The 23,147-nt window shown below is 44.7% G+C and carries 13 protein-coding genes; 1 reads left to right on the forward strand and 12 read right to left on the reverse strand.

All coding sequences use genetic code 11. The features are described 5' to 3' along the window. Positions 1 to 38: 38 nt before the first annotated feature. The 8 genes from KHS38_RS10460 to KHS38_RS10495 form a co-directional block, all read right to left on the reverse strand. Entirely contained in the window at positions 39 to 428 is a 390-nt protein-coding gene (locus KHS38_RS10460; protein WP_213488508.1) for a DoxX family protein, read from the reverse strand. A gap of 71 nt (positions 429 to 499) precedes the next feature. Next, positions 500 to 1,672 (reverse strand): glycoside hydrolase family 88 protein, encoded by a 1,173-nt coding sequence (locus KHS38_RS10465; RefSeq protein ID WP_213488509.1) that lies wholly within the window; start codon positions 1,670 to 1,672, stop codon positions 500 to 502. 10 nt (positions 1,673 to 1,682) lie between these two features. Further along, the gene (locus tag KHS38_RS10470; RefSeq protein ID WP_213488510.1) at positions 1,683 to 2,849 is read right to left on the reverse strand and encodes an alginate lyase family protein; all 1,167 of its coding nucleotides are present in this window, start codon (positions 2,847 to 2,849) and stop codon (positions 1,683 to 1,685) included. 4 nt (positions 2,850 to 2,853) lie between these two features. Beyond that, positions 2,854 to 5,319 carry a glycoside hydrolase family 2 TIM barrel-domain containing protein gene (locus KHS38_RS10475; RefSeq protein ID WP_213488511.1) on the reverse strand — a complete coding sequence of 822 codons (2,466 nt, stop codon included), beginning with the start codon at positions 5,317 to 5,319 and terminating at the stop codon, positions 2,854 to 2,856. 10 nt (positions 5,320 to 5,329) lie between these two features. Beyond that, positions 5,330 to 8,050, reverse strand: a complete 2,721-nt coding sequence (locus KHS38_RS10480; protein WP_213488512.1) for a glycoside hydrolase family 2 TIM barrel-domain containing protein — start codon at positions 8,048 to 8,050, stop codon at positions 5,330 to 5,332. A gap of 142 nt (positions 8,051 to 8,192) precedes the next feature. Beyond that, positions 8,193 to 10,073 (reverse strand): RagB/SusD family nutrient uptake outer membrane protein, encoded by a 1,881-nt coding sequence (locus tag KHS38_RS10485; RefSeq protein WP_213488513.1) that lies wholly within the window; start codon positions 10,071 to 10,073, stop codon positions 8,193 to 8,195. 23 nt (positions 10,074 to 10,096) lie between these two features. After that, positions 10,097 to 13,270: a SusC/RagA family TonB-linked outer membrane protein gene (locus KHS38_RS10490; RefSeq protein ID WP_213488514.1), complete on the reverse strand. Its 3,174-nt coding sequence runs from the start codon at positions 13,268 to 13,270 to the stop codon at positions 10,097 to 10,099. Positions 13,271 to 14,011: 741 nt separating this feature from the next. Then, a complete protein-coding gene (locus KHS38_RS10495) occupies positions 14,012 to 15,937 on the reverse strand; it encodes a 7TM diverse intracellular signaling domain-containing protein (protein ID WP_213488515.1) in 1,926 nt (641 codons plus the stop codon). Between the two features lie 483 nt (positions 15,938 to 16,420). On the opposite strand from KHS38_RS10495, the gene KHS38_RS10500 reads away from it, so the two are divergent. Further along, complete coding sequence (locus tag KHS38_RS10500) at positions 16,421 to 17,623, forward strand: GAF domain-containing sensor histidine kinase (protein ID WP_213488516.1); 1,203 nt, start codon at positions 16,421 to 16,423, stop codon at positions 17,621 to 17,623. 92 nt (positions 17,624 to 17,715) lie between these two features. Here KHS38_RS10500 and KHS38_RS10505 read toward each other — a convergent pair whose 3' ends face one another. The 4 genes from KHS38_RS10505 to KHS38_RS10520 all read right to left on the reverse strand — a co-directional run bounded on the left by KHS38_RS10505 (position 17,716) and on the right by KHS38_RS10520 (position 23,074). Beyond that, a complete protein-coding gene (locus KHS38_RS10505; protein WP_213488517.1) occupies positions 17,716 to 20,406 on the reverse strand; it encodes a flagellar basal body-associated FliL family protein in 2,691 nt (896 codons plus the stop codon). Further along, entirely contained in the window at positions 20,369 to 21,433 is a 1,065-nt protein-coding gene (locus KHS38_RS10510; protein WP_213488518.1) for a hypothetical protein, read from the reverse strand. The genes KHS38_RS10505 and KHS38_RS10510 overlap by 38 nt, the downstream gene beginning before the upstream one ends. Before the next feature lie 174 nt (positions 21,434 to 21,607). After that, positions 21,608 to 22,333: a DUF4397 domain-containing protein gene (locus KHS38_RS10515; RefSeq protein ID WP_213488519.1), complete on the reverse strand. Its 726-nt coding sequence runs from the start codon at positions 22,331 to 22,333 to the stop codon at positions 21,608 to 21,610. Between the two features lie 117 nt (positions 22,334 to 22,450). Continuing rightward, positions 22,451 to 23,074 carry a chloramphenicol acetyltransferase gene (locus tag KHS38_RS10520; protein WP_213488520.1) on the reverse strand — a complete coding sequence of 208 codons (624 nt, stop codon included), beginning with the start codon at positions 23,072 to 23,074 and terminating at the stop codon, positions 22,451 to 22,453. Positions 23,075 to 23,147 lie beyond the last annotated feature (73 nt).

The raw sequence follows: 23,147 nt of genomic DNA on the forward strand, positions 1-23,147 counted from the left end.
ATGCACAGGGTGTTTTACTTTATGGTAAGACAGTGCAATTACAATTTGCTGGTACTCTTTAAAGCCCAGTATACCAAAGCAGGCTGAAAAAATAAGCGGACAAATCTTTTACGATCCGTATCCAAACCAAAAGCGCTGCGCCGATTCACATATTGTGATATATTCCCCGGAAATATGGCTGTAAAAAATGCGGCGGCTATCTTTCCTACAGTCTCTTTCTGTTTGTTGTTGGCTAATACCAGGGCACTTCCAAGCGTAATTTCGGCAATGCCTGAATAGATCACGGTATCGTCCTCATTCAGCGGAACCCAGTCGGGTACCTGGGCTTGAAAGTCTTTTCGTGCAAAAGTTAGGTGGCTTACACCAGCAAATATCAATCCTGCACCCAGCAGAATTCTCGCAGCATCTTTTATAGTTTCTTTTTTCACGGTTTGATGTTTACTGCTTTCAGTTACAAATACTATTCCACAGGTTGCCGTTTGATGGATAGCTGCGAGCCTTATTGCCTTAGCAGCGCTTCCAAATAGTAGTAATCAGCATAAATAATAGGTACATCAATTTCGCTTTTAGCCGGGAGGTGCCCCGTGCTGTGCAATAATATAAAGCCCTTACTGCCGCCCGGTTTAACTTGATAAGCTGTGCTTAAACTGCTCATAATTTTATTTGCAGTAGCTTTATAAAGCTTGCCCGACTTGCTATAATGGCTAAGCTCATAAAAGGCAGAGGCCATAATGGCGGCGGCAGATGCATCGCGCGGAGCGTTGGGAATATTAGGCGCATTAAAGTCCCAGTAAGGTACCTTGTCAGCCGGTAGGGTAGGGTTGTTCAGGATAAACGTAGCAATACGTTCAGCCTGTTGCAGGTAAACCGGATTTTTGGTTTCACGGTAGCACATAGTATAGCCGTAAAGCCCCCAAGCCTGCCCCCGTGCCCATGCCGATTCATCTGCATAGCCCTGGTGGGTTTGTTTGTGCAGTACCTGTCCGCTTTGCGGATCATAATCAATTACATGGTAAGAGCTGTTATCAGCTCTGAAATGGTTTTTAAGCGTAGTATTGGCATGTGTTACAGCAATTTTGTAAAAGCTTGAATCGCCGGATAGACGGGTGGCAGCAAAAAGTAATTCCAGGTTCATCATGTTATCGATAATTACCGGAAACTGCCATTCCTTACGGTTGTCCCATGATTTAATGCAACCCACCTGCGGGTTAAATCGCTGGCTTAAAGTTTTGGCAGCAGTGATGATCACGTCTTTATAATGCGGGTCGTGCGTTAGGCGATAAGCATTGCCAACGCTGCAATATATTTTAAAGCCAAGATCGTGAGTGCCTTTGTCAAACTGTTCCTGCTCAATAAGGGCGGTATATTTGCGGGCCTCGCTTAGCCATTGTGAATTATGCGTTCGCTCATACAAATACCACAACTCGCCGGGAAAAAAGCCGCTGCACCAATCGCGCGATGAAATTAGCGCCAAACTGCCATCTTCTTTAATAGACCGGGGCACTACGGCATTGGTGTTTTTACTATTTGCCTTAGCTTCATTAACCGATTGCAGCATTACTTTGGTTTGTTGTTCAGCAAAGGCAATGTTCTGCTTTTTGCTTTTTTGCGCATGCAGTAAAAAGCAGTTTAAAAATGTAGTGGCAATAAGCAGGGATAACTTCTTATTCATATTTAATGTATTAATTGATCCATATTATCGGGTGCCTTACGGGCAGGTTTCTGATTACTTCTTCATTCCGGGGCTGGTGTTCCAGTTCTTTCCAGGTGTTTAACCAAGTGTTGTTCCTGTATGCTATTGTACCAAAAACAAGTGCAGGCTGGGCAACGGGCCAATTGTTCCAGTACATCACATCATGTGCATAGGGCCACTTGCCTTTATCTGCCAGATAAGGATACAAAAATTCGATGCCTTTTTGAATGGAACGGCCATCTGGCGTTTTGTAAAGCCACAGGTTGTCATCGGGTGTACTTAACAGCTGGCATATAGTGGCCATCGCATCCAGGTTAAAAATGGAATACCCATAAGGCTTGGTTCGTTTTAGTTCCAACGGAAAACTACCATCAGCAGCCATTTGTTCGGGTAACAGTACTTGTTTATAGCGGTTTCTACAAAAGTTCAGCATTTCTTGGTTTTCGGTAAATTGTGCAAAGCAAGCCACCTGCATTACCCAGCAACTGCCATGATTGTTTTTGGCATTCATCTCATCTATGCCATAGGGATGGGTGGTAAGCCAGGTTAAGTATTGCGCAAACCAGTTTTTAGCACCGTTTAATGTATCGGTATCTATTACACCACTACTTAGCATTGCCTCTATACCTTTAATTACCTCCATTAATTGAATGGTATCAATAATACCGATACCGCGGCCGGTGGCAATACCTTTAATAGCTTGTGCATACTGCAGGTTTGGGCTCATTAAGGTTGCCGTATCAATAAACCATGCTTTAATGTGTATTACGGCTTGCCGGGCGTACTTCTTGTCATGCGTAATTTTATAGGCAGAAGCGAGTGCGCCAATTATGCGGCTGAACCGGATCATGGCCAGGCGATGAGCGGTAAAGTTTTGCGGATTGGTTAGTCCGTCGCGCTGCAGGTATGGGCCTAATGGATTTTTAGAATCAGGCCACCAGTAATCGCCTTCTGAATAAAAATCATGCAGGCCTCCGGCGCTTCTGGGGCAGGAGGTGGCCGTAATAGTAACGGGCGATTGGTTTAAAGCCCAAGCCGCTTCTTTTAAAACGCTTGTACGCAAGGTGCTCACTGCATCCTTATAATAATCACCCGGTACAGGCTTAAAGCTTACCAGTACTAACATAAGTAACCATACTGCCGAAATCCTTTTCATATTACTACAGGTTGATGAAGGCAGTAGGTAAACCGGCGGATTGCACACTTACTACTGATTTACCGCCATTGTTTTTTATACTGATAATTGCCCGCCCGTTGTAAACCTGCAACTTTCGGGAACCGCGCGAGGTGCCCAAATCGTCGAGCAAAGTACCGTCGCCCGCTAAGGAGAAACTGACCACATTGGCCGCGTCAAGGCAGAGTATATTGTTGGCGTCTAACAGTTTCACTTGTATGGTAGTTGTATCACCCTGGTTGCTCATCTTCTCAATTACCAGTTTAGCGGGTTTACCCCAGGCTTCGGTTTGGTATTGTTGCGTAATCGAATCTGTAACCACAACTTTTCCTTTCCGGGCAATTACTTTGATCTGGTTAATGCCTTTTTGATAAGGTACCTGCCAGCGCAAGCCGGCCGCCGGGAAATCCTGGCTGTTCCGTTTTCTGATGCCGTAGCTTTTTCCATTTACAACCAGCTCTGCTTCGTCGCAATTAGAATATACTTTAACCATTTTCAGTTCGCCATCGGTCCCCCACCTAACCGGCCAGGTATGCCCGTAAATATGTGCCATAGGCTTGGCCGACCAGTACGATTGGAAAACATAGTACGATTCTTTCTTGGTCAGATCCCGCTCCACTACGCCTTTTTGATTCATATAGGGCAGCGGGTTATCTGGCCTTACCGGCGTCGAAAAATCCTTAAATACCCAAAAAGCAGATCCGGTTAACCAAGGCATGGTTTCCTGCTCTTTCAGGTGCCAGTCGAACAGGTTGCAGATGTAACTCTCGCTCCAGTCGCCATCTTTTGAAATCCGCGAACCGCCGCCATATAAAGACGCGTCACCCGAGCGTTCATCGGCACCGTTACCGGTTTTTATTCTGGCTAATGCTTTGTCCGGAGTTTCAGAATGTCGCAGAGCATGGCTGTCGCCACCCCACTCCGCATGAAAGAAGTGCTTTACTTTTTTGAATTCTTCCTCGCTTACCTGCTTGTATTCGGTGTAACTGCCACGGTACCAGCCCGCCCAAATAGAAGGGGAATATACATCAACAATATCCTTGCAAAAATCACAACGCCTGATGGTGGTTTTGCGCGACGGGTCCAGCTGATGGGCCAAGGCATTTTGCCGGCTCATAAAATCGCGTATCTTCTGTTTGTTGAACTCCGGAAAGTCGCCTTCCCAATCGTTCTCATTACCCAAGCCCCATAAAATGATAGCTGGATGGTTGTAATGCTGCTCTATCATATTGGTTAGCATTTGCTTGGCTTGTTGCTGATAAACAAGTCCTCCCAGGCCGCCCCGGCACCAGGGTGCTTCTTCCCAAACCAGTATGCCCAGGCTGTCGCACAAATTCAATATAGTTCTGGACTGCTGGTAATGCCCCAGGCGGATGAAGTTGGCACCCATATCTTTAATGAGCTGCATTTCCTGCCGCATCATACTATCTGTCATGGCTGCGGCCACACCAGCGTGATCCTCGTGGCGGTGTGTGCCACGCAGCAACAGGCGTTTTCCGTTCAGATAAAATGGGCCGTTATCGGCAAACTTAAAGTTCCTGAACCCAATCTTCTCGATCTTTTTAGCTGATTGGTTGCCGTTTTGCACAGTCAGTTCAACGGTGTACAAGTAAGGGTCGGCAGGCGTCCACAAATGCGGTTTGTTTATTTGTAGCTGTTTGCCTGCTGTATGCAAACTGTCGTTAAGCTCATGTAATGAACAAGTTTTGCTGAATACAATTTTGCCCCGTGCGTCTTTTAAAGTCAAAGTGCACTCACCATTAGGAACCTGGTCAGGATTATAGAATGATGCCCGGATCTCGATTTGTCCCTTTTTTAAGTTGGGGTTTAAAACAGGTTGTGCAAATATCTTATCGATACTGAGTGCGGGTGCATAAACCAAATTGACGTGCCGGTATAAGCCCCCATATACATTAAAGTCCGACAAGCGTGATGGAATGCTTTCCAGATCACGCGAGTTATCACAACGTACAGACAGCGGGATAGTGCCTTTGAATTGATTTTGGTAGGCGTCTGTCTTTTTAAATGCTTCTACTGCATCCGTAATATCAATTGTCCACTCGTCATAGCCGCCTGCATGGCTGCCAACTTTGGTGGTGTATATAAATACATCAGTTTTTTGCCCCGCGCCCTCAAAATACAACAGGGTGCGGCCGTTGCGGTAAGGGTTGGATATGGATAGATGTGTACGATACCAACCCGGCCCCTGGTAGTAATTTACATCAGGTTCTACGGCATCACGTGCGTTGAAACAGTGCGGCAGGGTTACGTTTTGCCAAAGGGGCACGCTCTCGGGGTTGCCTTTGGTTACCGGGCGTACTGCTTCCCAAATGCCGCCTAAATCCTGCTTCAAAAATTCCCAGTTGTTGCTTAGGCGACTGCTTTGCTGTGCAAATGAGCGGCCGAAAAACAAAAAAAGTATAATGAGTATATAGCCTGAAAACTTTTTCATGCATTGAATTTTAGTAAATGCGCCTTAACTGCAAGGCATTGAGCATAGCCTGCCCTTTTATAGATTTGAAAGTGATCTGCACACCTTGCCCACCGGTTGCCATAACCGGAATGCTTTTTGAAATTGCCCAGGCAAAACCGGCTTCGGCGGCTATGTTAAAGTTTTTTAGAACCAGTTTATTGTTGATGTATACATCAAAGATGCGTTCCTGATAATTTTGGTTTTGCACGGAATTATTGAGGTTGTAGGGTAGGGGATCTTTTACTTTGCCGCCTGCAAGTTCGGCGAAATGCAGGTTCAATTCATATCGGCCATCGGCTACGTCAAAGCGGTAGCTATCGATGCCAACTTGTTGGGTTTGATAAATGGGATCGTTATCCGTACCGGCAATCGCCTTGTCCGATCCGTATTTTTGACGGCCGTTATTTACCTGAAGCGGCTGGCCCCCAACCGAACCCCAACTGCCCGGTGTATAAGTTTGATCAGGCTGCCACAGCTGTTGCGTTAGCTCATCATAAAAATAGCGGCTGGCACCCAGTAAAATGTTGATTGATGATGAGCCGTCCGAAACCTGTTTCAGATCTGTGCTTTGCAGCATAAAGCCGATGGTTTGGTAATCTTTATATTCTTTGGTACCTTCTTTACCTATGGCTTCTATCTGGTTTGCCCCATTTTTAAACGGAACATCGAAAATGTAACCGTAAGCGGTTTTTTTGCTGGTTGTAATAGGGTTGCCATTTACTAGCAGGCTTACTTCTTTTAAGTTACTATAGATGGTAACCGGCTGCAAGCACGTTGTATCTTGATTGACAACTGATGCCATGCGCGGCGTTTGCGAGCTTATTTTAATGAATGGTTTGTTTTGTAAAGCCGCCTGGTATAAGTAATATGTTGCTTTTGGTTTACGGTCATAAGTAAGCAAGCCCTTGTTGTTGATGTGCGGCATCGTTTCTTCCCGGCTTTCCGAACCAAAATCGGCCAGGTTCCAGGCAGCGGCCCCTGCCACAAACGGGCGTTGTTGTATGGCTTGCAGGTAAACTTCATGGTAGTATTCGGCATACTCAATGCTTTTATCAAAGCGTACAGGTTGCAGGGCATGTATGCGGTCGTCGGCATCAGCGCCATATTCGGTAACCATTACCGGTTTTTGCGGCAATTGTGCATGGTGCATATCCAAAAACTTGGCAAAGCCGTTTATGTCACCACCATACCAGCCCTGGTAAAGGTTCCAGCCTACAACTTGTGGAATGGCAGTAAGTCCGGTTCTGTTGTATAGGTTAAAATCGCCGTGGTTTGACATCAGCGTATAACGGTAAGGGTCTTCGGTATGGCAAATATTTTCCAGATGCTTGGCCAAACGGGTAACCTGCGCAAAGTACTGCTGTTGCTGTTCGAGCTGGTTTTTACCATACTTAGGCCTTAGTAAAACTTCGTTCATATAAGCCCACATCACCACACTCGGATGATTAAAGTTTTGTCGTATCATTTCCCGAAGCATGTTGCTGCAATTTTTAGTAAAGGCATCCGTTTCCGTAATGCCATTTACAACCGGAATTTCAACCGAAGCAATAATGCCCAGCTTATCGCACATTTCCAGAATAACAGGGTCTTGCGGGTAATGGGCTACACGTAAAAAGTTGCCGCCCATGGCTTTCAACAATTCTACGTCGTGGCGTTGCAAATCCTGAGGTACCGCATTACCCAGGTTCTTATAATCCTGATGCCGGCTGGCACCTATCAGTTTACAGGGTTTGCCGTTTAAAAAAAAGCCTTGATCGGGGTCAAACTTAAACCATCGGAAACCAAGCGGATTCGTAACCTCGTCTGTTGTTTTACCGCTGGCCTTATCCTGTATGCTTGTGGTTATATGATACAGATACGGATCCTGCGGCGACCATAAATGTACCTGCTTAACGGCAGGTATTTGCTGTAGCAGCGTGTCGGTCGAATTCGGCTTTAAAGATACTTGCTTGTTTACCTGTGCAACCAGCACACCCTCCCGGTTAAACAGCTTGGTGATTACATTAACTTTTTGCAGTTCACCGCTGCTGTTGGTAACCTGGCTTTTGATGCGAATACTGGCCTGTTTCTCATTAACCAAAGGCGTAGTGATCTGTATGCCATTGCTGCCAAAATCGGCCAGATTGAAGTGTATTGGCGATGTGGTGACGAGGTAAGCGTTGCGGTAAATGCCGCCAAAAAAGGTAAAGTCGGCCGTAAGCGGCGGAATGTTCTCATTATAACGGTTGCTTACCCTTACAGCAATCTCATTGCCGGCATTAACCTCGTAACGGAGTAGACCGGATATTGAAATACTGAAGCCGGTATAGCCGCCTATGTGCTCGCCGGCTTTTTTGCCATTCACAAAAATGGTAGCCTCTTGGTTCACACCATCAAACACGAGCCAAAATTGCTTGCCTTTATCAGCGGGATTGATGCGTAACTGCTTTTTGTACCAGGTGTTGCCCCGGTAATAGGTATGCTCATCATCCAATACATCCGTTGCATTCCAGGTATGGGGCAGATTGATGTTTTGCCAACCGGTTAGCTGCTTTAAGCTGCCATAACTGTGCTGCGCCGAATCGATAGCGAACTGCCACCGGTTATTAATGCTGGTAAGGGTACGGCTCTCCGAAGTAGCCGATGCCGGCTGTTGAGCTAACGAGGTATAACACGAAAGAACCAGGCATAAAAGTATAAAGTAACGGCTGCCGGTAGAAAGATTAAGCATAGGAGATTTGAGTAAAACAGATGTTCAGTTAAGAAAGCCAAGTATACTAAACGTACACAACAACGTAGTTTCTGTAAATGTAAAAATGGCATGTACAATTCGTAAATTGTACATGCGCATTATCAGCTAGGGGCGGGTATTGTTATTGTATCTTATCCAGTGGTGCTACGTTCATCTCGGCACCGGCATAACCTTTATTTTGGTTGATGCGGCCATTAATGTTTAAGTCAATCTCGCGCTGGGGAACAGGCCACAACACGTGGTATGGCGAAATCGTATAATGGTTGCCCGAATTGGTAATTACGTTAGGATTCTTGTAAAAATCATTTTTCTCCATAATACGGTCATAGAAAAAGTTTTTGGTCGGGAAGCTGGCCATGTTGTAGGTTTGGCCATTGTAAGCCGGTATACTGGTTTGTGCAAAAATGTAAGCTATGCGGGTGAGCTCCGTTTTGCGGGGCTCTTCCCAATATAATTCCCGCTGGCGCTCATCCAGTATGGTGCCGATGTTTACGCGGCTTGCATCAATTAAAGGCTGCGCCTTGGCACGGGTTCTTATCATGTTTATATCGGCCATAGCTTGTGAGTACTGGCCTTTCCAAATATAAGCCTCGGCACGCAACAGGTAAGTTTCGGCCAGGCGGAACACATACCAGTCGGTATTGGTGCCCCGCGGCGGGCTCCACCACTTATCAATCGCTACAGGCCCCGAGCCGATGAACACTTTATAGTGCGGCCAGCCAAACCATGCACGTATGGTATCTCTGGCACCATTCAAAAACATCTGGCCTACATTGGCTGCAGTATAGGGCTGCAGTTTTTTACCATACCAGGTTGGGTCTCCAGTACCATCGGTTTTTTTCAGGTTGGGGTTATTGTAAACCAAGTCGGTCATGTTCATCCAGTTGCCTGGCGCATGGCGCAGGTCGGTGGTATCGGTCCAGATGTATTTGGTAGCGTAAGGTGTGCCACGCAGGCGGCCAATACCCCGGCCATACCATAGCGTAAGTGGAAATTCTTCCGTTACTTTATCTGAGATACCTGACTTACGGGCGCCGGGGCTTAAAATGGTACCGTTGTGCCACATGGGTACACAGTTGCGCATTACCTGCGAGCCATTTGGTGTGGCACCTTCCAGCGTTTCGCGGTCAATCACTACATATAGTGCCTCTGAATTGCTGGCTAACGATTTGTTTTCCGGGCGGTGTAAATCCCATATTACGTTTTTACTGACGTCGTTTGCTACTACCCCAAAGCGACCAGTCATCAAATGGTATGGACCGTTGATTGCCAAATTGGCTGCGGCAATGGCTTCATCAAACAAGCCCAATGCCAAGTCAACTTTAGCCAGCAGGTGAGCCGCAGCACCTTTTGATACCTCGCCTTTATTGTTGGCATCGGTTAAGCTGGATACAGCAAATTCCAGGTCGGTTTTCATCTGCTTCAAAATAACCATGCGCTGGGTGCTGAAATAGCCGGTGTTTACCTGGGTTTCTTCTTTCAGAATAAGCGGCACATCGCCAAACTCGTGCACCAGGCGGTAGTAGCGATAGGCACGGTGAAAATACGCTGTGGCCAGTATCTGGTTTTTTTCATTGGCCGAGGTCCATTGTACATTGTCAATGCGCGAGATAATCACATTGGCGTCGTGTATGCCAGCATACCAGGCGTACCAGTAACGTGCAATTTTATTGTAATCGTCGCTATCCAGATTTGCGGTAGGCGTAATACGTGCATTCAAATCCTGTGCGGGGGTGGTTTTATCCGTTGTTCCTTCAACAGCAGCGTCCGTAAAAATAGATTCGGTAAGCATAGGAGCGGCATCTCCAAAAAACTCGAACCGCACGCTCGGGTTCAATGCCAGCGCTGCGCTCCTGAAAGCCGCTGGCGTGGTTAAGGTAAGATCGGCCGGAAACTTGGATGGTGCTTCCGGGAAAAGTTCGCTTCGCTTGGTACAGCCCCCGGCAATAAAAACGGCGGCTATGGCTATACTTGCTATAATATTTTTATTCATCTTTTTCATGATACAGTGTGCTCTAAATCCCATTAAAATGTTGCATTGATACCTGCAGACAGGAACCTCGGTGTAGGGCCGTCATTCTGCGGATCCCAGAACTGCCAGCCGGTAAGTACGTAGGCGTTAGTTGCATTTACATATATTTTAGCGCTTTTCATACCTAAGCGCTTAATCAAACTATTGTCGAATGTGTAGCCTAATGATGCGGTTTGCAAACGAACAAAGGATGCCTTACGCCAAACGTTGATGGTGGTACCCGATGAGCCAGAATTAAGGCGCGCATAATCGTTGATCGGGTTTTCTGGTGTCCAGTAAGGTTGCACGTAAGAGTTCATGCGGGTAAAGCCTACGCTGCCCGGGTTGTTGAGTGCCTGGTTGTATTGCCGTAACTGACCCATACTGGATACCAGCAGGAACGAAAGATCAAAGTGCTTCAGAAGATTGAAATCGTTACGTAAAGACCAGTTGAATTTGGCACTTCGTGAGCCTAAGAACTGCTTGTCGGCATTGGTAAATTTAAAGTCGCCATCTAAGTCCTGTAATTTGAAATCACCGGGGCGGGCGCCATATTTAGCAGCTTCGGCAGCTTCGGGCGTTTGCCAAACGCCTAATATTTTGTAATCCCAAACAACGTTAATATCCCGACCAATAAACCAGCCGTTACCAATGTCGTTGTTTTCAACCATGGTAACATTGCCGCTGGCATCTTTAACCGCATATTCGCCGTACAGGTGTATCAATTTATTGCGGTTTAGGAAAAACGTGCCTGATGCATTCCAGTTGAAGTTTTTGCTCTGGTAAATTTTGCCATCTAATGATACCTCAAAGCCCTTGTTGCTAACCTGACCTACGTTGGTATAAGAGCGGGAGTTGTTTCCGCCGCCAATTTGAATACCGTTGCCGGTATTAAGCCCTTGCACCCAGGGTATTTCACGGTTTACAATCAGGTTAGTGGTTTTACGGTTGGGGTACACGTCTATTGATCCGCTCAGGCGGTTATTTAGCAAGGTGAAATCCAAACCCAGGTTGGTGCCCGTAGTGCGCTCCCAGGTAAGTTCTGGGTTTTGAAGCCTGAACGAATAAATGCCTGTATTGTTGACAACAGTACCAGCCGGTGTTACCGATGGGTACTTGGTGGTATTGATAAGTGCCAAAGCGATGGTTGGATCGGCCGTATCGGTTGAGGTACGGTTACCGTTGGCGCCATAGCTTACGCGTAGCTTACCATAATTCAGCCATCTAAAGAAATCTGTTTTGAAGAACTTCTCATCAGAAAATACCCAGGCCAGGGCGCCTGATGTATAGTTTTGACGTGGGTTTTGCAAACCGAAAGGAGAGAAGCCATCACGGCGGAAAGTTCCGGTCAGGATGTATTTGCCCATCAGGGTATAATTTAACCTGCCCATAATGGCATCACCATTAAAAACGCGGTCGTCGCTGCTGATTACCGGCAGGGTACCGGCGCCGATGTTATGGTAGCCCAGTATGTCGCTCGGGCTAAATTGCGTGTTGGTTGCGCTGGTCCACCAGGTTTGATATTTTTCTTTGTTTAGTACAAAGGTGGCATCAAAGTTATGGATACCAAAAGTTTTGTTCCAGCTCAGGATATTGTCCAAATTGTACCGATAACGGTTTTCCATATTGCGTATACCCGTACCCCCTGCCAGTTCATTAGGGTTAGCTACCGGGCGGAAGAAAAAGCTGCGGTAAGCCTCTATCTGTGGCGAAAAGTTAAGGTTGTATTTGATGCCAAACGGTAAATCAACCCGTACGAACAAATTCGCGAACAGCACATTCTGCCTGTCCACATTCTGGTTGTAAGCACTGCCCAGGAAAGGGTTGCGCTGGTTCAGTCCGCTATCATCCGTCGCGATACGGCGCAGGGTCCCATCCGCATTATATACATCACCGTAGGGTGATGAATTGATGATCTGGTTCCAGTCGGCCTCATGACTGTCAATGTTGCCGAGAGACCCCAAGGTACCCGCATTACTTTCATCGCGGCTGGCAAATTGTGCGTTTACACCTACGGTCAAAAACTTAGCCGCCTTGCCCTCTAAATTTACCCGGAAACGGGCGTTGTTGTAATCGCCGCCCTGAATCATGTTTTGATTTTTGGTGTAATTGGCTGAAAAGTAGTAACTAACCGTTTCGCTTTTGCCCGATAAGCTGGCGGTATAATCCTGTCTTAATCCATTGCGGAAAATTAGTCTTGACCAGTCGGTTACCTTGCCTGCCTTGTAATTGGCAATCTCATTAGCAAAAAGGCCCAACCTGCTCAACCAAACGTTAACCGGATCGCCAGTGGCGCCATTCATAAACTGATCCAGCGTAACGCCGGCCGGTAAAGCACGCGGATCGCTGTAGTAATAATAAGGGTTTGATGTATTGGAACTGCGCGCACCATCAGCACGCCAGGCCAAAAAGTCTTCGCCCTGATAATACTTTTGATTTTTTTGCAATTGCGAAATGCCGGTATTGGCATTCAACGTAACCTGCATAGCGCCACTGCGGCCTTTTTTGGTAGTAACGGCTACCACGCCACCGGCTGCCTGCGCACCATAAACGGCCAGTGCACTCGGGTCGCGCAATACGTCAACCCGCTCAATATCGTTGGGATTGATATCGGCTAACTGACCGAAGTAAATAACCCCATCCAAAACAATGAGCGGAGCGGTGCTGGCTGATAGTGACGACCGGCCGCGTACCTGCAAGTCGCCGGAGTTACCACCTTTTGCCGATGTGTTTAAGCCAACGGTAATGCCCGGAATATTACCCCGGATAATATCAGTAACACTGGCCGGATTTTCGTTCTCAAGCTTTTCCGCTTTAACGCTCGATATGGCGCCGGTGACATCTTTAACGGAACGTGTGCCGTAACCAATTACCACTACATCGCTCAATGTTTTTTCATCGGGCTTTAAGGCAATATCAATTACCGTACGGCCATCCACAGGCACTTCTTGCGAAGCGAAGCTTACGCTCGAAAATATCAGAATGGCATTTGCGGGTGCACTGATAGTGTACTCGCCATTCAGGCCGGTAGCTATGCCCCGGGTGGTACCTTTTACCTTTACGGTGGCACCGGGCAAAGGCTCGCCTTTGTTGTCTTTTACAGTGCCTTTAATGGCTATATTTTGGGCCAGTACTAAATTGTAGCTGGCAATAATCATTACAATCAGGAGCGTAACTCTTTTTTTCATAATTGCATAAATTGGTTTAGTGTGTTTTTAAAGCATAGCAGTAGCCAGGCGGCAGTGTGCAGGGCACGCAGCCGTTGGTGATGCAGGCTTTAATCGGGGGTTTGATAGTGAGTTTATTGGCGTAAACTCTTGCTGCAGCGTTACCGGGATAAGGGTAAGGCTGTAGGTGGCGGAGTGTTAAACGGATAAGTAAATTTCTCTCATCTTCGGAATTAGTGGTTTAATAATAAGTGGTTGACGCAGTTAGTTGCTGCCTTTAGTGTGGTTGTTTAATAGGCCTATCAAATCGTTAGTACATAGGTAGGCCCATAGATACGTTGTCTCATAATAATTACTGGTTTTAAGAATTGGTATGTTTAATTGGTGATGTAAAGATATAGTAATGATGATGTATAAATCAAGGCATTTAGTATGTAAAATGTTGATTTATAGTTAATTGTATTGATTGTTAATACGCTTTATGCACGGTGGCGTAAATCAAAAACAAACTGATTTATATAGCGAAAACGATGGTTGATAAAAGCAGCATACCCTGGCGTAATACGCTTTGTTCACGGTAAAAAAGTAGAAGATTTTTGTTGCAGTACCCGAATATGCGGTGTAAAACTCGGCAAATAGGTCTGCCGCCTGCACTATCTACCTTAGTGCATTATGGTCAATTTATAATCTGGTTGCGAATAACATAAAAAAGGCCTTCCTGCATGTGCGGAAAGCCTTTGTAAAACCTATATAAATTAGTAGTTAACCTTTGAGAATAAGATCGCTCCAGCCTGACTTCTTTGATCTTTTTGACAATATTTTACGATCATCCATAATACCTTTTACCCGTATGGCGTAAGCCCAGCAAGTGCTTTGCCGTATATCTAATTTTTCGGCCAGCTGATACGATGAGATGTTGCCTTTGGTAGTATAAATCAGGTAAACTATGTAGAAAGCTTTGTTGATGGGTATACGGTTGTTCTCAAAAATGGTATTGCACATTACCGATTCTTCATAAGAACACTTGGTGCACCTCCGGCTGTAGGGCGCTCTGCCTGTACTGTAGTTGGCATTGCCACATTTGGAGCACTTATAGCCATTGGCCCATTTCAGTCCGGCCAAAAATTCATTGCAGTGCTCGCGGTCAGGATACTTCTGGCTAAATTCTTCAAAAGTAAGTTCTCTGGCATCAATGCGGGCTTCAGTAACTTTTTCGATGCTGGTTTTGAGTTGAAAGTTATCTTTTTCTAACAGCACATTCATGCGCGATATTTCTTCGGCTTGCTTTTGGAGTTGCTTATTGGTATTAATCAGATCAATGTTCTGACATTCAATTACCCTGGCCTGGTGCTCAATTTCGGCGGATTTTTTTACCAGTTCTTTAGTTCGTTCGGCTACCTGCAATTCCAGTTTCTGGTTGATGGAATTCTGCAACTGTGCATTCAGATCCATTTGGCGTATGGTTTCCTGTTGCGCCAGGTCCTTATCTTTCCTGAATATCCGCACCTGGTCACCAATTGAAAAGGAGAGCCAGATCATTTCCAGCACAAAACCGAAGCTGATACTATAATGGCCCACTGCACCGGGCAGCAAACGTGCATAACCCATTACATAAAATCCTTTAATAACAAAGCCTATGAAAAGGAAAAAGTAGGCCAGCACAAAGAAACGTGCCGGCTTAAAACCTTGTTTCCAGATGATAATGCCCGTAACAAAGGCTACAGATAGCGGAAGCAGTTCAATAGACCGGAAGGTAAATAAGCTATTGTTTGCAAAAAGGCAAACCAGAAAATACAATGTACGGGCAGCGATGGTGTAGTTGATAATTTGATATAGCAACTTATTACGCTGCTTTACCTGCAAGAGTGTTTTGGTAAACACCAGTGCAAAAAGGCTTACGCAGTACAGGGCAATACCATAAGCATAAGCGTTCCAGTGAGGGGCTTGTGGCCATAAAAACTGGAAAGCAATGCCATCGGTACACATTTCATAAAGGCCTACACTCAAAATATACAATACATAATATAAATACTGCTTTAGTTTTACCGCCAAAAACATAAGCAGGTTGTGCAGACAGAAAATCAGAACCATACCATAAAACAGGCCGTAGGTAATATACTCAACTAAGGCATAGTGAATAAAATGGCTAATAGTGCGATAAACGATGATAATATTTACCCGTTCGGTTGAGCTTACCCTAAAGTAATAGGTATGTTCCCCCCGGTTGCGCTCAGGTATTACAAACTCAAAGTTTTTATGCTGAAAAAGGCGGTTTGTGAAACTTTCACCGGCGCCTGTTTTTGCCTTCTGGTACGTCCCTTTTGTATCAGGTATATAAGCCTCAATATGCTGGGTGGTTTGATCAAAAAATTCGAACAGGCTTTGGTTAGGTGCTAATGGTTCTGTGTAATTTACTTTTATACGAAACCAGTAGACCGACTGACGATGAAAGTTCTTAGGGAAATAATCGGGATTAGGTTTGTAGGCATCAGTATAATTTGCCGATGTAGCTTCATGAGCAGATAGTTTACCCGATGCATCTTCCAGGTAATCAATTTCTGTACGTGTACAGATGTGTTCGGGCATATCCCCGGTAATTGTAATGGCTTTTTGCGCCAATACAGGAGCAACCCAACAGAACAAAAATATGCCGCAAAGCAGCAACTGCTTTTTCAGGTAAAAGTGCATCAATAAATAATGTATTAGGATTTATAAACTAATTGGCTAACAAGCGCAGGCATGGGCCTTTAATAATTGGTATAGCAAATATATTATACTGTTGCCGGTTAAAAAATTATTGGTGAAAATTAATAACTGCTGCTTACGGTTGGATCTTCAATCACTGAAAAGATATGATAACCTATAACAACGTTTTGCAGCTAATCTGCGTAAACAGGGCAATCAATAAGAATATTACCGCAGCGCTCTTGATGTTAAGTGTTATCAATGATCTTTTAAAGCACACATTTACTTGTATGCATTTCCAAGCGTTGCCATGTCCTGCTGCAACAATTAAGTGTTTGCTGGGTTAATTATAAATTAACTATAGCGTTCCTTTAGCCGTACTGGCAAGCGGGTGCTAACGAGTATGATCTGTAAGAAGATCAACAAGAGAAAAGGCTGAATCGTAAACGTTACATCTGCCGAATTATAAACTATCACAAAACCAATATGAATCTGTCTGCTCAAACAGAAATGGAACGTATTAAGGCCCTGGCCGATTACAATTTAAGTTACGATGAACTGAAAAGTCAGTTTAACGATCTTACATTGCTGGCCAGCCAGATTGCCGCAACACCCATATCTTTGGTGAACCTTATTGATGCCTATAATTTATGGACCATTGGTGCACAGGGTATAGATTTATCGATAACAGATCGTGAAGAAACGGTTTGCCAGTATACTATTCAGGAGCCGGAAAGCTTGGAGGTGGAAAACCTGGCCGATGATCCGCGCTTTAGTCAGCGCGGATATGTAACCAACGGCGGACTGAGATATTATTTCGGCGTTCCGCTTATTACACCCGAAGGGCATGCTATCGGCTCACTTTGCATTTTTGACAGTCAGATGCGGCACTTATCTGTTGATCAGAAAAGTATGCTTAAAACGCTGGGCGAAACTATTGTATATCGTTTGGAAAGTATCAAGCAAATTGAGCTGCTGAAAACTAAGAACAGAAAGCTGGAAAATGAAAAGCGCATGGTTGCTCATGATATACGCGGACCGGTATCAGGTATTATAGGCTTGGCTAAGGTAGTAACCGAGCAGGGCGAGGATAACGATATGGAGGAGGTGCTGGAGTTTATGAAGCTGATAGAGCAAAGCGGCAACTCGGTACTGGAACTGGCCAGTGATATCTTGAACAGCGACTCGCAAGCTACACCGGCAAATGTAGCACCTGAGCACCTTACCAATCTTATAGGGCTAAAAGATAAAGTGGCTCATTTGTTTACCCCGCGCGTTAAAGACAAGGGAATAGATTTTCAGATCAACCTGTCGCCGGATACAAATCTGGTGCCTTTTGCCAAGGGTAAGCTGCAGCAAATTATCGGCAACCTGGTTTCAAACGCCATTAAGTTTACACCGGTTGGCGGACGCGTAACGCTGAATATGGATTACAAATATGCCGAACCGCATCCCTTACTTGAACTTTCGGTTATAGACACAGGAGTAGGTATGAGTGCCGAAAAGGTGAATGAGATACTGAATGGTGGATTACAATCAACTACCGGCACAAGCGGTGAAATAGGGTATGGGCTTGGTTTAGGCCTGGTAAAGCAACTGGTAGCCGAGTATGGCGGGCATTTCGCGCTTACCTCGCTGCAGGGTTCCGGATCGGCATTCAAGGTAACCTTGCCTATGCCGGTTAATTAACGTTTTATTTATTTAGATATTAGGAGCTATCACAATACTGCTATAACTTGTAGGTTAATAGCATATTGCGCTAGCTCCTTTCTTTTATTCCACTATTTTCTTTTATTCATAAAATCGTACAGGTAAGTACATTCTCCTACTGCTTGGGCATAGAATTTGGTATTCTTGTAAGCTTTTAGCTCGTCGAAATATTTATTCTCTTTTAGCTGCTCATTGTATTCTTTCTGTTTCTTATCGTAAGCTTTATAATCCGCATAGTCGGAGTAGCCTGGTTGTACATATTGCTTTTGGGCGCATTTGGCTGCCATAAAGGTACATTTAGCTTTCATTTCAGGATCGCTGCTTGCTTCACGCGCTTTTAAGTAATACTGCTCCGCTAACGATGCCTGGACATAATCAGCGTCGTAATCATATATGCTTTTGCGTCCGTAATCCATCGACGACCACTCGTATGAAATCATAGGCCAGGAATTACCGTAGTTGGAGGTGCTGTATAAGCCGTTAGCAAACTGAAAGCATGCTGCCGCATCTTTTGGATTGGCTTTAAGCTGATTTTGCAACGCAGCCATTTTTTGTGCAAACTTTAGCTTATCATACTTTTCGCCCGAAAAGTTTTTAGGATAATCATTAACCTGGGAAGCAAACGGGTTACCCTGTACAGCGTTATCGTTATAGTAGTCACTCACGGCTGTAGCCAACAGCTTTTTGTTTTTAACCTGTTTAAAGGTCTGCACAGCCTGATCGTACCGGTGTTCGCGAAGATAGTTGGTACCGAGTAATTCGTACAAGTCGTCATTTTTTACTGGTTGCAGTGCGCTGGTTAAAAAGGCCGTATAGGCATCTGCCGGCTTATGTTGTTTCCAGCTTACAATTTGGGTAAGGTGTGAGGAGTGTAAAAACTTATACCAAAAATCGGGCAGACTCATTACAGAATAATAACTATATGAGCCAGCAATCTGGTTACTGTTTTGGCTTTTGAGTAACGCTATCGCAGCTTTGGCGGTATCACCCTGCCTTAAATAGGCCGGAGCCAGTACATGGTCATAAAAGTTGCGCTGCGTAATGGCGTAGGTTTTCACATCATCAGCCGATTCTGCATAGTAGTCACCTTTCTTTTTAGAATTGGCCGTAGCTTTTTTATTCAGCCACTGCAAAGCCGGCAAAAGCGACTGCTCATTTACGTTGTCAAGCTTTTTTAATTGCTGAGAGGTTAACAGCAGTTTAATAATTTGTTTCTGACTGTCCATACCCTCGTTCAACTGTTGCTTGTCCAGTTTTTCAATTTCCTGCATACCATCATCCGGTTTATTCTGGATAAAATACAGGTAAGCATTGGCTAATGTGCCTATTTGTGGTTCGGGGTATTGGTCATCGCCGGCAAGCTTGGTGCAAAAGCTTCTTAGCTTTTCAATATGGGCATCGTATTTAGCCTTAACACTATCCGGCAGGCTTACAAAAAAGCTGCCCTGCGGCATAGCCTGTGCTGTATTGGGTTGGTGATTTTTGCTTCGGGCAAAAGCGTACCAGCCAAGACCCATCACACCTATTACAATTAAAGCCGCAGCGCTCCATAAAGGTGTATTGCTTTTAGCCGTTGATTGCTGCTTTTTGCGCATAATAAAGTATATACCTATACCTGCTGCAATAAGCACTATGCCTATAGCTAAAGGCCATATAGCTGTCTTGGACTGCCCGCTTTGCGCCGCTTTAAACATGGTGCTTTTTGCGCTATAAGTAGCATCGTTATTATTTTCTAAGGCGGGCGTCAGGTAATATTCTTCCAGTTTATTGATCTCGCGAACCAGCAAAACACCGGTCATTACCGAGCGCGGATCATTGCTGTAAACTTCTTCCATATCCTCGGTTCCAATTTCGGAATTACCAAAGCCGTTAATGGCGTGCAACGTAGCCTTATCCTGGTTGTTTTGAGCCAGTTTCAGGATATCATTAAATTCTGCATTGGTAAACTGGTAATCTTTATAGGCCTGTATACGGCGCTCGGGGTAATTGGCAAACACCTTTGAAAACAGGTAAGCTGCTTTTACCGTATCGCCCAGTTTACGCTCTTCGCCGGCTTTGAGTGCCAGAGCCCAGCCTTTTACATGGCTTTGCGAAGGCAGCTTGGCTATATGCTGTTCGTAAACGCCATTGGCGCCTTCAAAGTTCTTGGCATAATGCATCAGGCGTTGAGCCTGATAAAAGTAACGGAGCTTTAAAAAATCGTTGTTAGCTGTTTGCGCATAGGTAAGCGCCTGTTGGCCGGCAGTGTCCAGAGCTGCCGTGTCAATAGGTTCCGGATCCCACAAATCGAACCTTGTATTAGCAAGCGGTTCAACCGAGCGGGCAAACTGGTAATACTGCAATGCCGGTTGGTTGTTGGGTTGAGTTAATGCGTTTACAAACGTATTACCGGCAATGCTATCAGCCAGCGGTGTTCCTTCACCCGCCAGATGCTGATCTAACCGAACGTTGCTTACACTATCTAAATGATACAATACCTTTTCGGCATCGGCAGGCTTAACGGATGAACCTAAATAGGCAGCCCATTCTTTGGCATTAATTGTAGCTTCGCTTGCAGGTGCAGTATCATCGTACAAAAAGCTGTAGTTGGTAAAATAAAACGAGCCGAAATCTTTTTTACCCTGTATGTTTGGGTTAAAAAAAGAGGTATAATAATCATAAGGATCGGGTTCATCAGAACAGGCTTGTATAATTGCAAGCCCGGCGAAAAAAGTACCGATTATGCTAACGGAATAGAGCAGCAGTTTTTTCCAGCGATTCATAAGTATGTTGTTTAAGTGTAGGTTCGTCTAAGTGAAAGTATATTACGTTAATGGTGTCTGAGTGGAGATGTTTTGATAAGTGTTTTGCCGCTTGTTGCAATTGTGCGGCTGGTATGTTTTCCCATCGTATCTCGTCGTTTGCTTTTATGCCGTAATTAGGCAGGTCGGTTTTGGCCTTATAGCAGCTGTTGCCTGTATAATTAAACCATTGGTGTTGCTTTAATACCTCTTGATTTACTCTTTTAGCAATGCCTTTATATTGCTTGTCTTGAAACACTACCGCCCAGCTAAACAAGGGTAGACCTACGTCGATAGGAAGGGCATAGTTGCCCAAGTTACTACCGGCGTATTTTTCGAGCTCACTTTGTTCCAGTATGGAGTTGTGCAAACCGTATTGGCGTAAATTACCCATGTTGTAGCACATTAACATTACCCGGTTGGCCGGTGGTATGCCGCTGCTTTGCTGATTTTTAAGTTGGTGCAACCGGAGGGTTACAGATAAAGCCCTTTGGTGCATAGCAGCATTTTGCCTGATACGTTGCAGTAAGTAAAAATAGTTATTACGGGTTGATTTTGTCCAGTCGCAATCTATTTGCAATTCATTGAACTGCGATTTACCGGCCTGCTTGGTTTTACCCTGTACAAAGGTTACAATTTTACCGGCTAAATCATCCAACTGCTGTTGGGTGCGACGGGAGAGTACGCTATTTACAATAAACACAACAGGGATGAGTTCAACCGAGTCGGCAACGGGGGACTGAAAATTTATAGGAGAAACAGGTTCGGGCTCGCCATGCTCACCCTGATGCACATCCATAATGCGCACATATAGCTTTTGGCAATGCAACTTATTAAAGTAGCTATTTTCTGTACCGGTCGGTTTATATTTCGTTTTCCAGAAATAAAATGAAGTGTTAACCTTGGTGTTATGGCCGCATGAGGTAAAAATAACCATCAGACTCAAAACCAATGCCCATGGTATATGCATCCGGTTAAAGCAGGCGTTAGGTTGTGATTTTAAGGTCATGCAGATATTTAACTCAATAGGTAAGCTAATGTTTGCTGTAAAATAATAACCGGTTATGCCGGTTGCATTTGCTTACAAAATAAATAAACTGTCTGGCAAAATTATAATGTTATATGCAAACAGCCCGGGTTTATATGCCCGGGCTGTTTGCATTTCTGTGTTATCTTAACAGTATCAATAGTACAGAACATTGTTCTGAATATTGGCGTTCAGTTTGGTCTGCTCCGAACCGTTATTCAGGCCTTGCAGCCATACGGTATAAATTGCATCGCCTTTTATTTTTACATCTGTTAGGGTAACCAATACATTATTGGTGCCGGCTTGCCTGATTTCAAAGGTATAAGTACTGTTACCATTTACCGGTATAAAGGCCGAAGCGCTTTTGTACGATTTGTTGGTGGCTAATACAGCACCATTCTTAATAGCCAAATCAACCGCAGGTGCATTAGGGCTTACATTTACCAAGCGGATAGTAGCTTTACCAGCAGCCGGGCGGTTAATAGAATCGCGCACTAAAAAGTATTCGGCTTGCGCAGGCATGTTGGTTAGGTAAAGCGTATAAAACTGATTTTGCTGTAAGGTTAGGGTGTCTGATTTGATTTTTTGCTGCGTGCCTGATAAATAAAAGGTAGCAGTTCTTTTACCGGTATAGGCTTGTATGTAGTCAATGCCGTCACCATAAATCATCGCCTGGTTATTCGCCTTGTTCTGGTCAAGATAAAAATCAAGTGCCTGCGAACCAGGTGATGCATTAACTACCGATACAAGCGCCCGTGCAGGAGCCGCAGCGTAGTCATTGTCATTGTTTTTCAGACAGGATGAGAAGAACACAGCCAGCATGCACACCATCATTATCATTGCCGGCCTTTTTGCAGTTACAAATAGTTTAGTTGTTTTCATAACAAGTTTCTTAGCATTAGTAATACCATTACGCAAATGGTTAATGATATGCTACTACTGTTAATGAAAAATTTGTACAACTATTCAGCATAAAGCGCAAATTCTGTGAAATACTCATTACTGATTAAGAAATTCCTGAAGATTAGTGTAGAACTGCCCCAAGTGGTACCCATCTACCAGCGCATGATTTACATATACGGTAAAGGACATTTCTTTTTTACCGTCACTATCTACTAACTTACCAACCGATATTTTAGGGCAGCTATCAGCCGCTTTTAAGCTGAAAGGCTGAGATATGGATGAAAAGTCGATCCAGGGCAGGGCCGAAAAATGTATAATATTTTCTTGGTATCCTGTTGTAAACAGGCCGGTGGCGTTTTTTATCCGTTCAATTTCGGCTTTAAGGCCTTCATCAAACAAATCAAAATCTTCGTGGAATTTAATGTTTGAGAAACCGAAGGTATGATCATCCCGCAGTATAGTGGCCGATACATCGATGCTGTCATAGCTATATACCTCGTCGCCCTCAATTCGATACCGGAAATACTCCACCGAGTTTACCGCCAGCATGGTTTTATGCAGGTAGTAATTGAAAAAAGATACGCCGGCTTGCCTGGCTTGCAGGTAGGCCTGGGTGCAATCTACTTTGGCCGTAACGCCATAGTAGGGGTTTTCAAACTGTTTAAAAAAGTTAAAATGCTCTTTGCGGTTCCAGCTTTCAATATTTATTTTATGCTTCATGGCTGATATAAATAGCAGGCACTGATAAAGAATCAGTTGATGTTTAAGTGAAGCAAAGGTAACGTTAGCCTCC

This window comes from Mucilaginibacter sp. Bleaf8 (assembly GCF_018390515.1).
Lineage (GTDB): Bacteria > Bacteroidota > Bacteroidia > Sphingobacteriales > Sphingobacteriaceae > Mucilaginibacter.

What these genes read in the sequence shown, in the direction of transcription:
- KHS38_RS10505 (WP_213488517.1), bottom strand. Translation starts at nt 20,406, where the DNA reads ATGAATCGCTGGAAAAAACTGCTGCTCTATTCCGTTAGCATAATCGGT.
- KHS38_RS10510 (WP_213488518.1), bottom strand. Translation starts at nt 21,433, where the DNA reads ATGACCTTAAAATCACAACCTAACGCCTGCTTTAACCGGATGCATATA.
- KHS38_RS10465 (WP_213488509.1), bottom strand. Translation starts at nt 1,672, where the DNA reads ATGAATAAGAAGTTATCCCTGCTTATTGCCACTACATTTTTAAACTGC.
- KHS38_RS10500 (WP_213488516.1), top strand. Translation starts at nt 16,421, where the DNA reads ATGAATCTGTCTGCTCAAACAGAAATGGAACGTATTAAGGCCCTGGCC.
- KHS38_RS10515 (WP_213488519.1), bottom strand. Translation starts at nt 22,333, where the DNA reads ATGAAAACAACTAAACTATTTGTAACTGCAAAAAGGCCGGCAATGATA.
- KHS38_RS10485 (WP_213488513.1), bottom strand. Translation starts at nt 10,073, where the DNA reads ATGAAAAAGATGAATAAAAATATTATAGCAAGTATAGCCATAGCCGCC.
- KHS38_RS10495 (WP_213488515.1), bottom strand. Translation starts at nt 15,937, where the DNA reads ATGCACTTTTACCTGAAAAAGCAGTTGCTGCTTTGCGGCATATTTTTG.
- KHS38_RS10475 (WP_213488511.1), bottom strand. Translation starts at nt 5,319, where the DNA reads ATGAAAAAGTTTTCAGGCTATATACTCATTATACTTTTTTTGTTTTTC.
- KHS38_RS10490 (WP_213488514.1), bottom strand. Translation starts at nt 13,270, where the DNA reads ATGAAAAAAAGAGTTACGCTCCTGATTGTAATGATTATTGCCAGCTAC.
- KHS38_RS10470 (WP_213488510.1), bottom strand. Translation starts at nt 2,849, where the DNA reads ATGAAAAGGATTTCGGCAGTATGGTTACTTATGTTAGTACTGGTAAGC.
- KHS38_RS10480 (WP_213488512.1), bottom strand. Translation starts at nt 8,050, where the DNA reads ATGCTTAATCTTTCTACCGGCAGCCGTTACTTTATACTTTTATGCCTG.
- KHS38_RS10520 (WP_213488520.1), bottom strand. Translation starts at nt 23,074, where the DNA reads ATGAAGCATAAAATAAATATTGAAAGCTGGAACCGCAAAGAGCATTTT.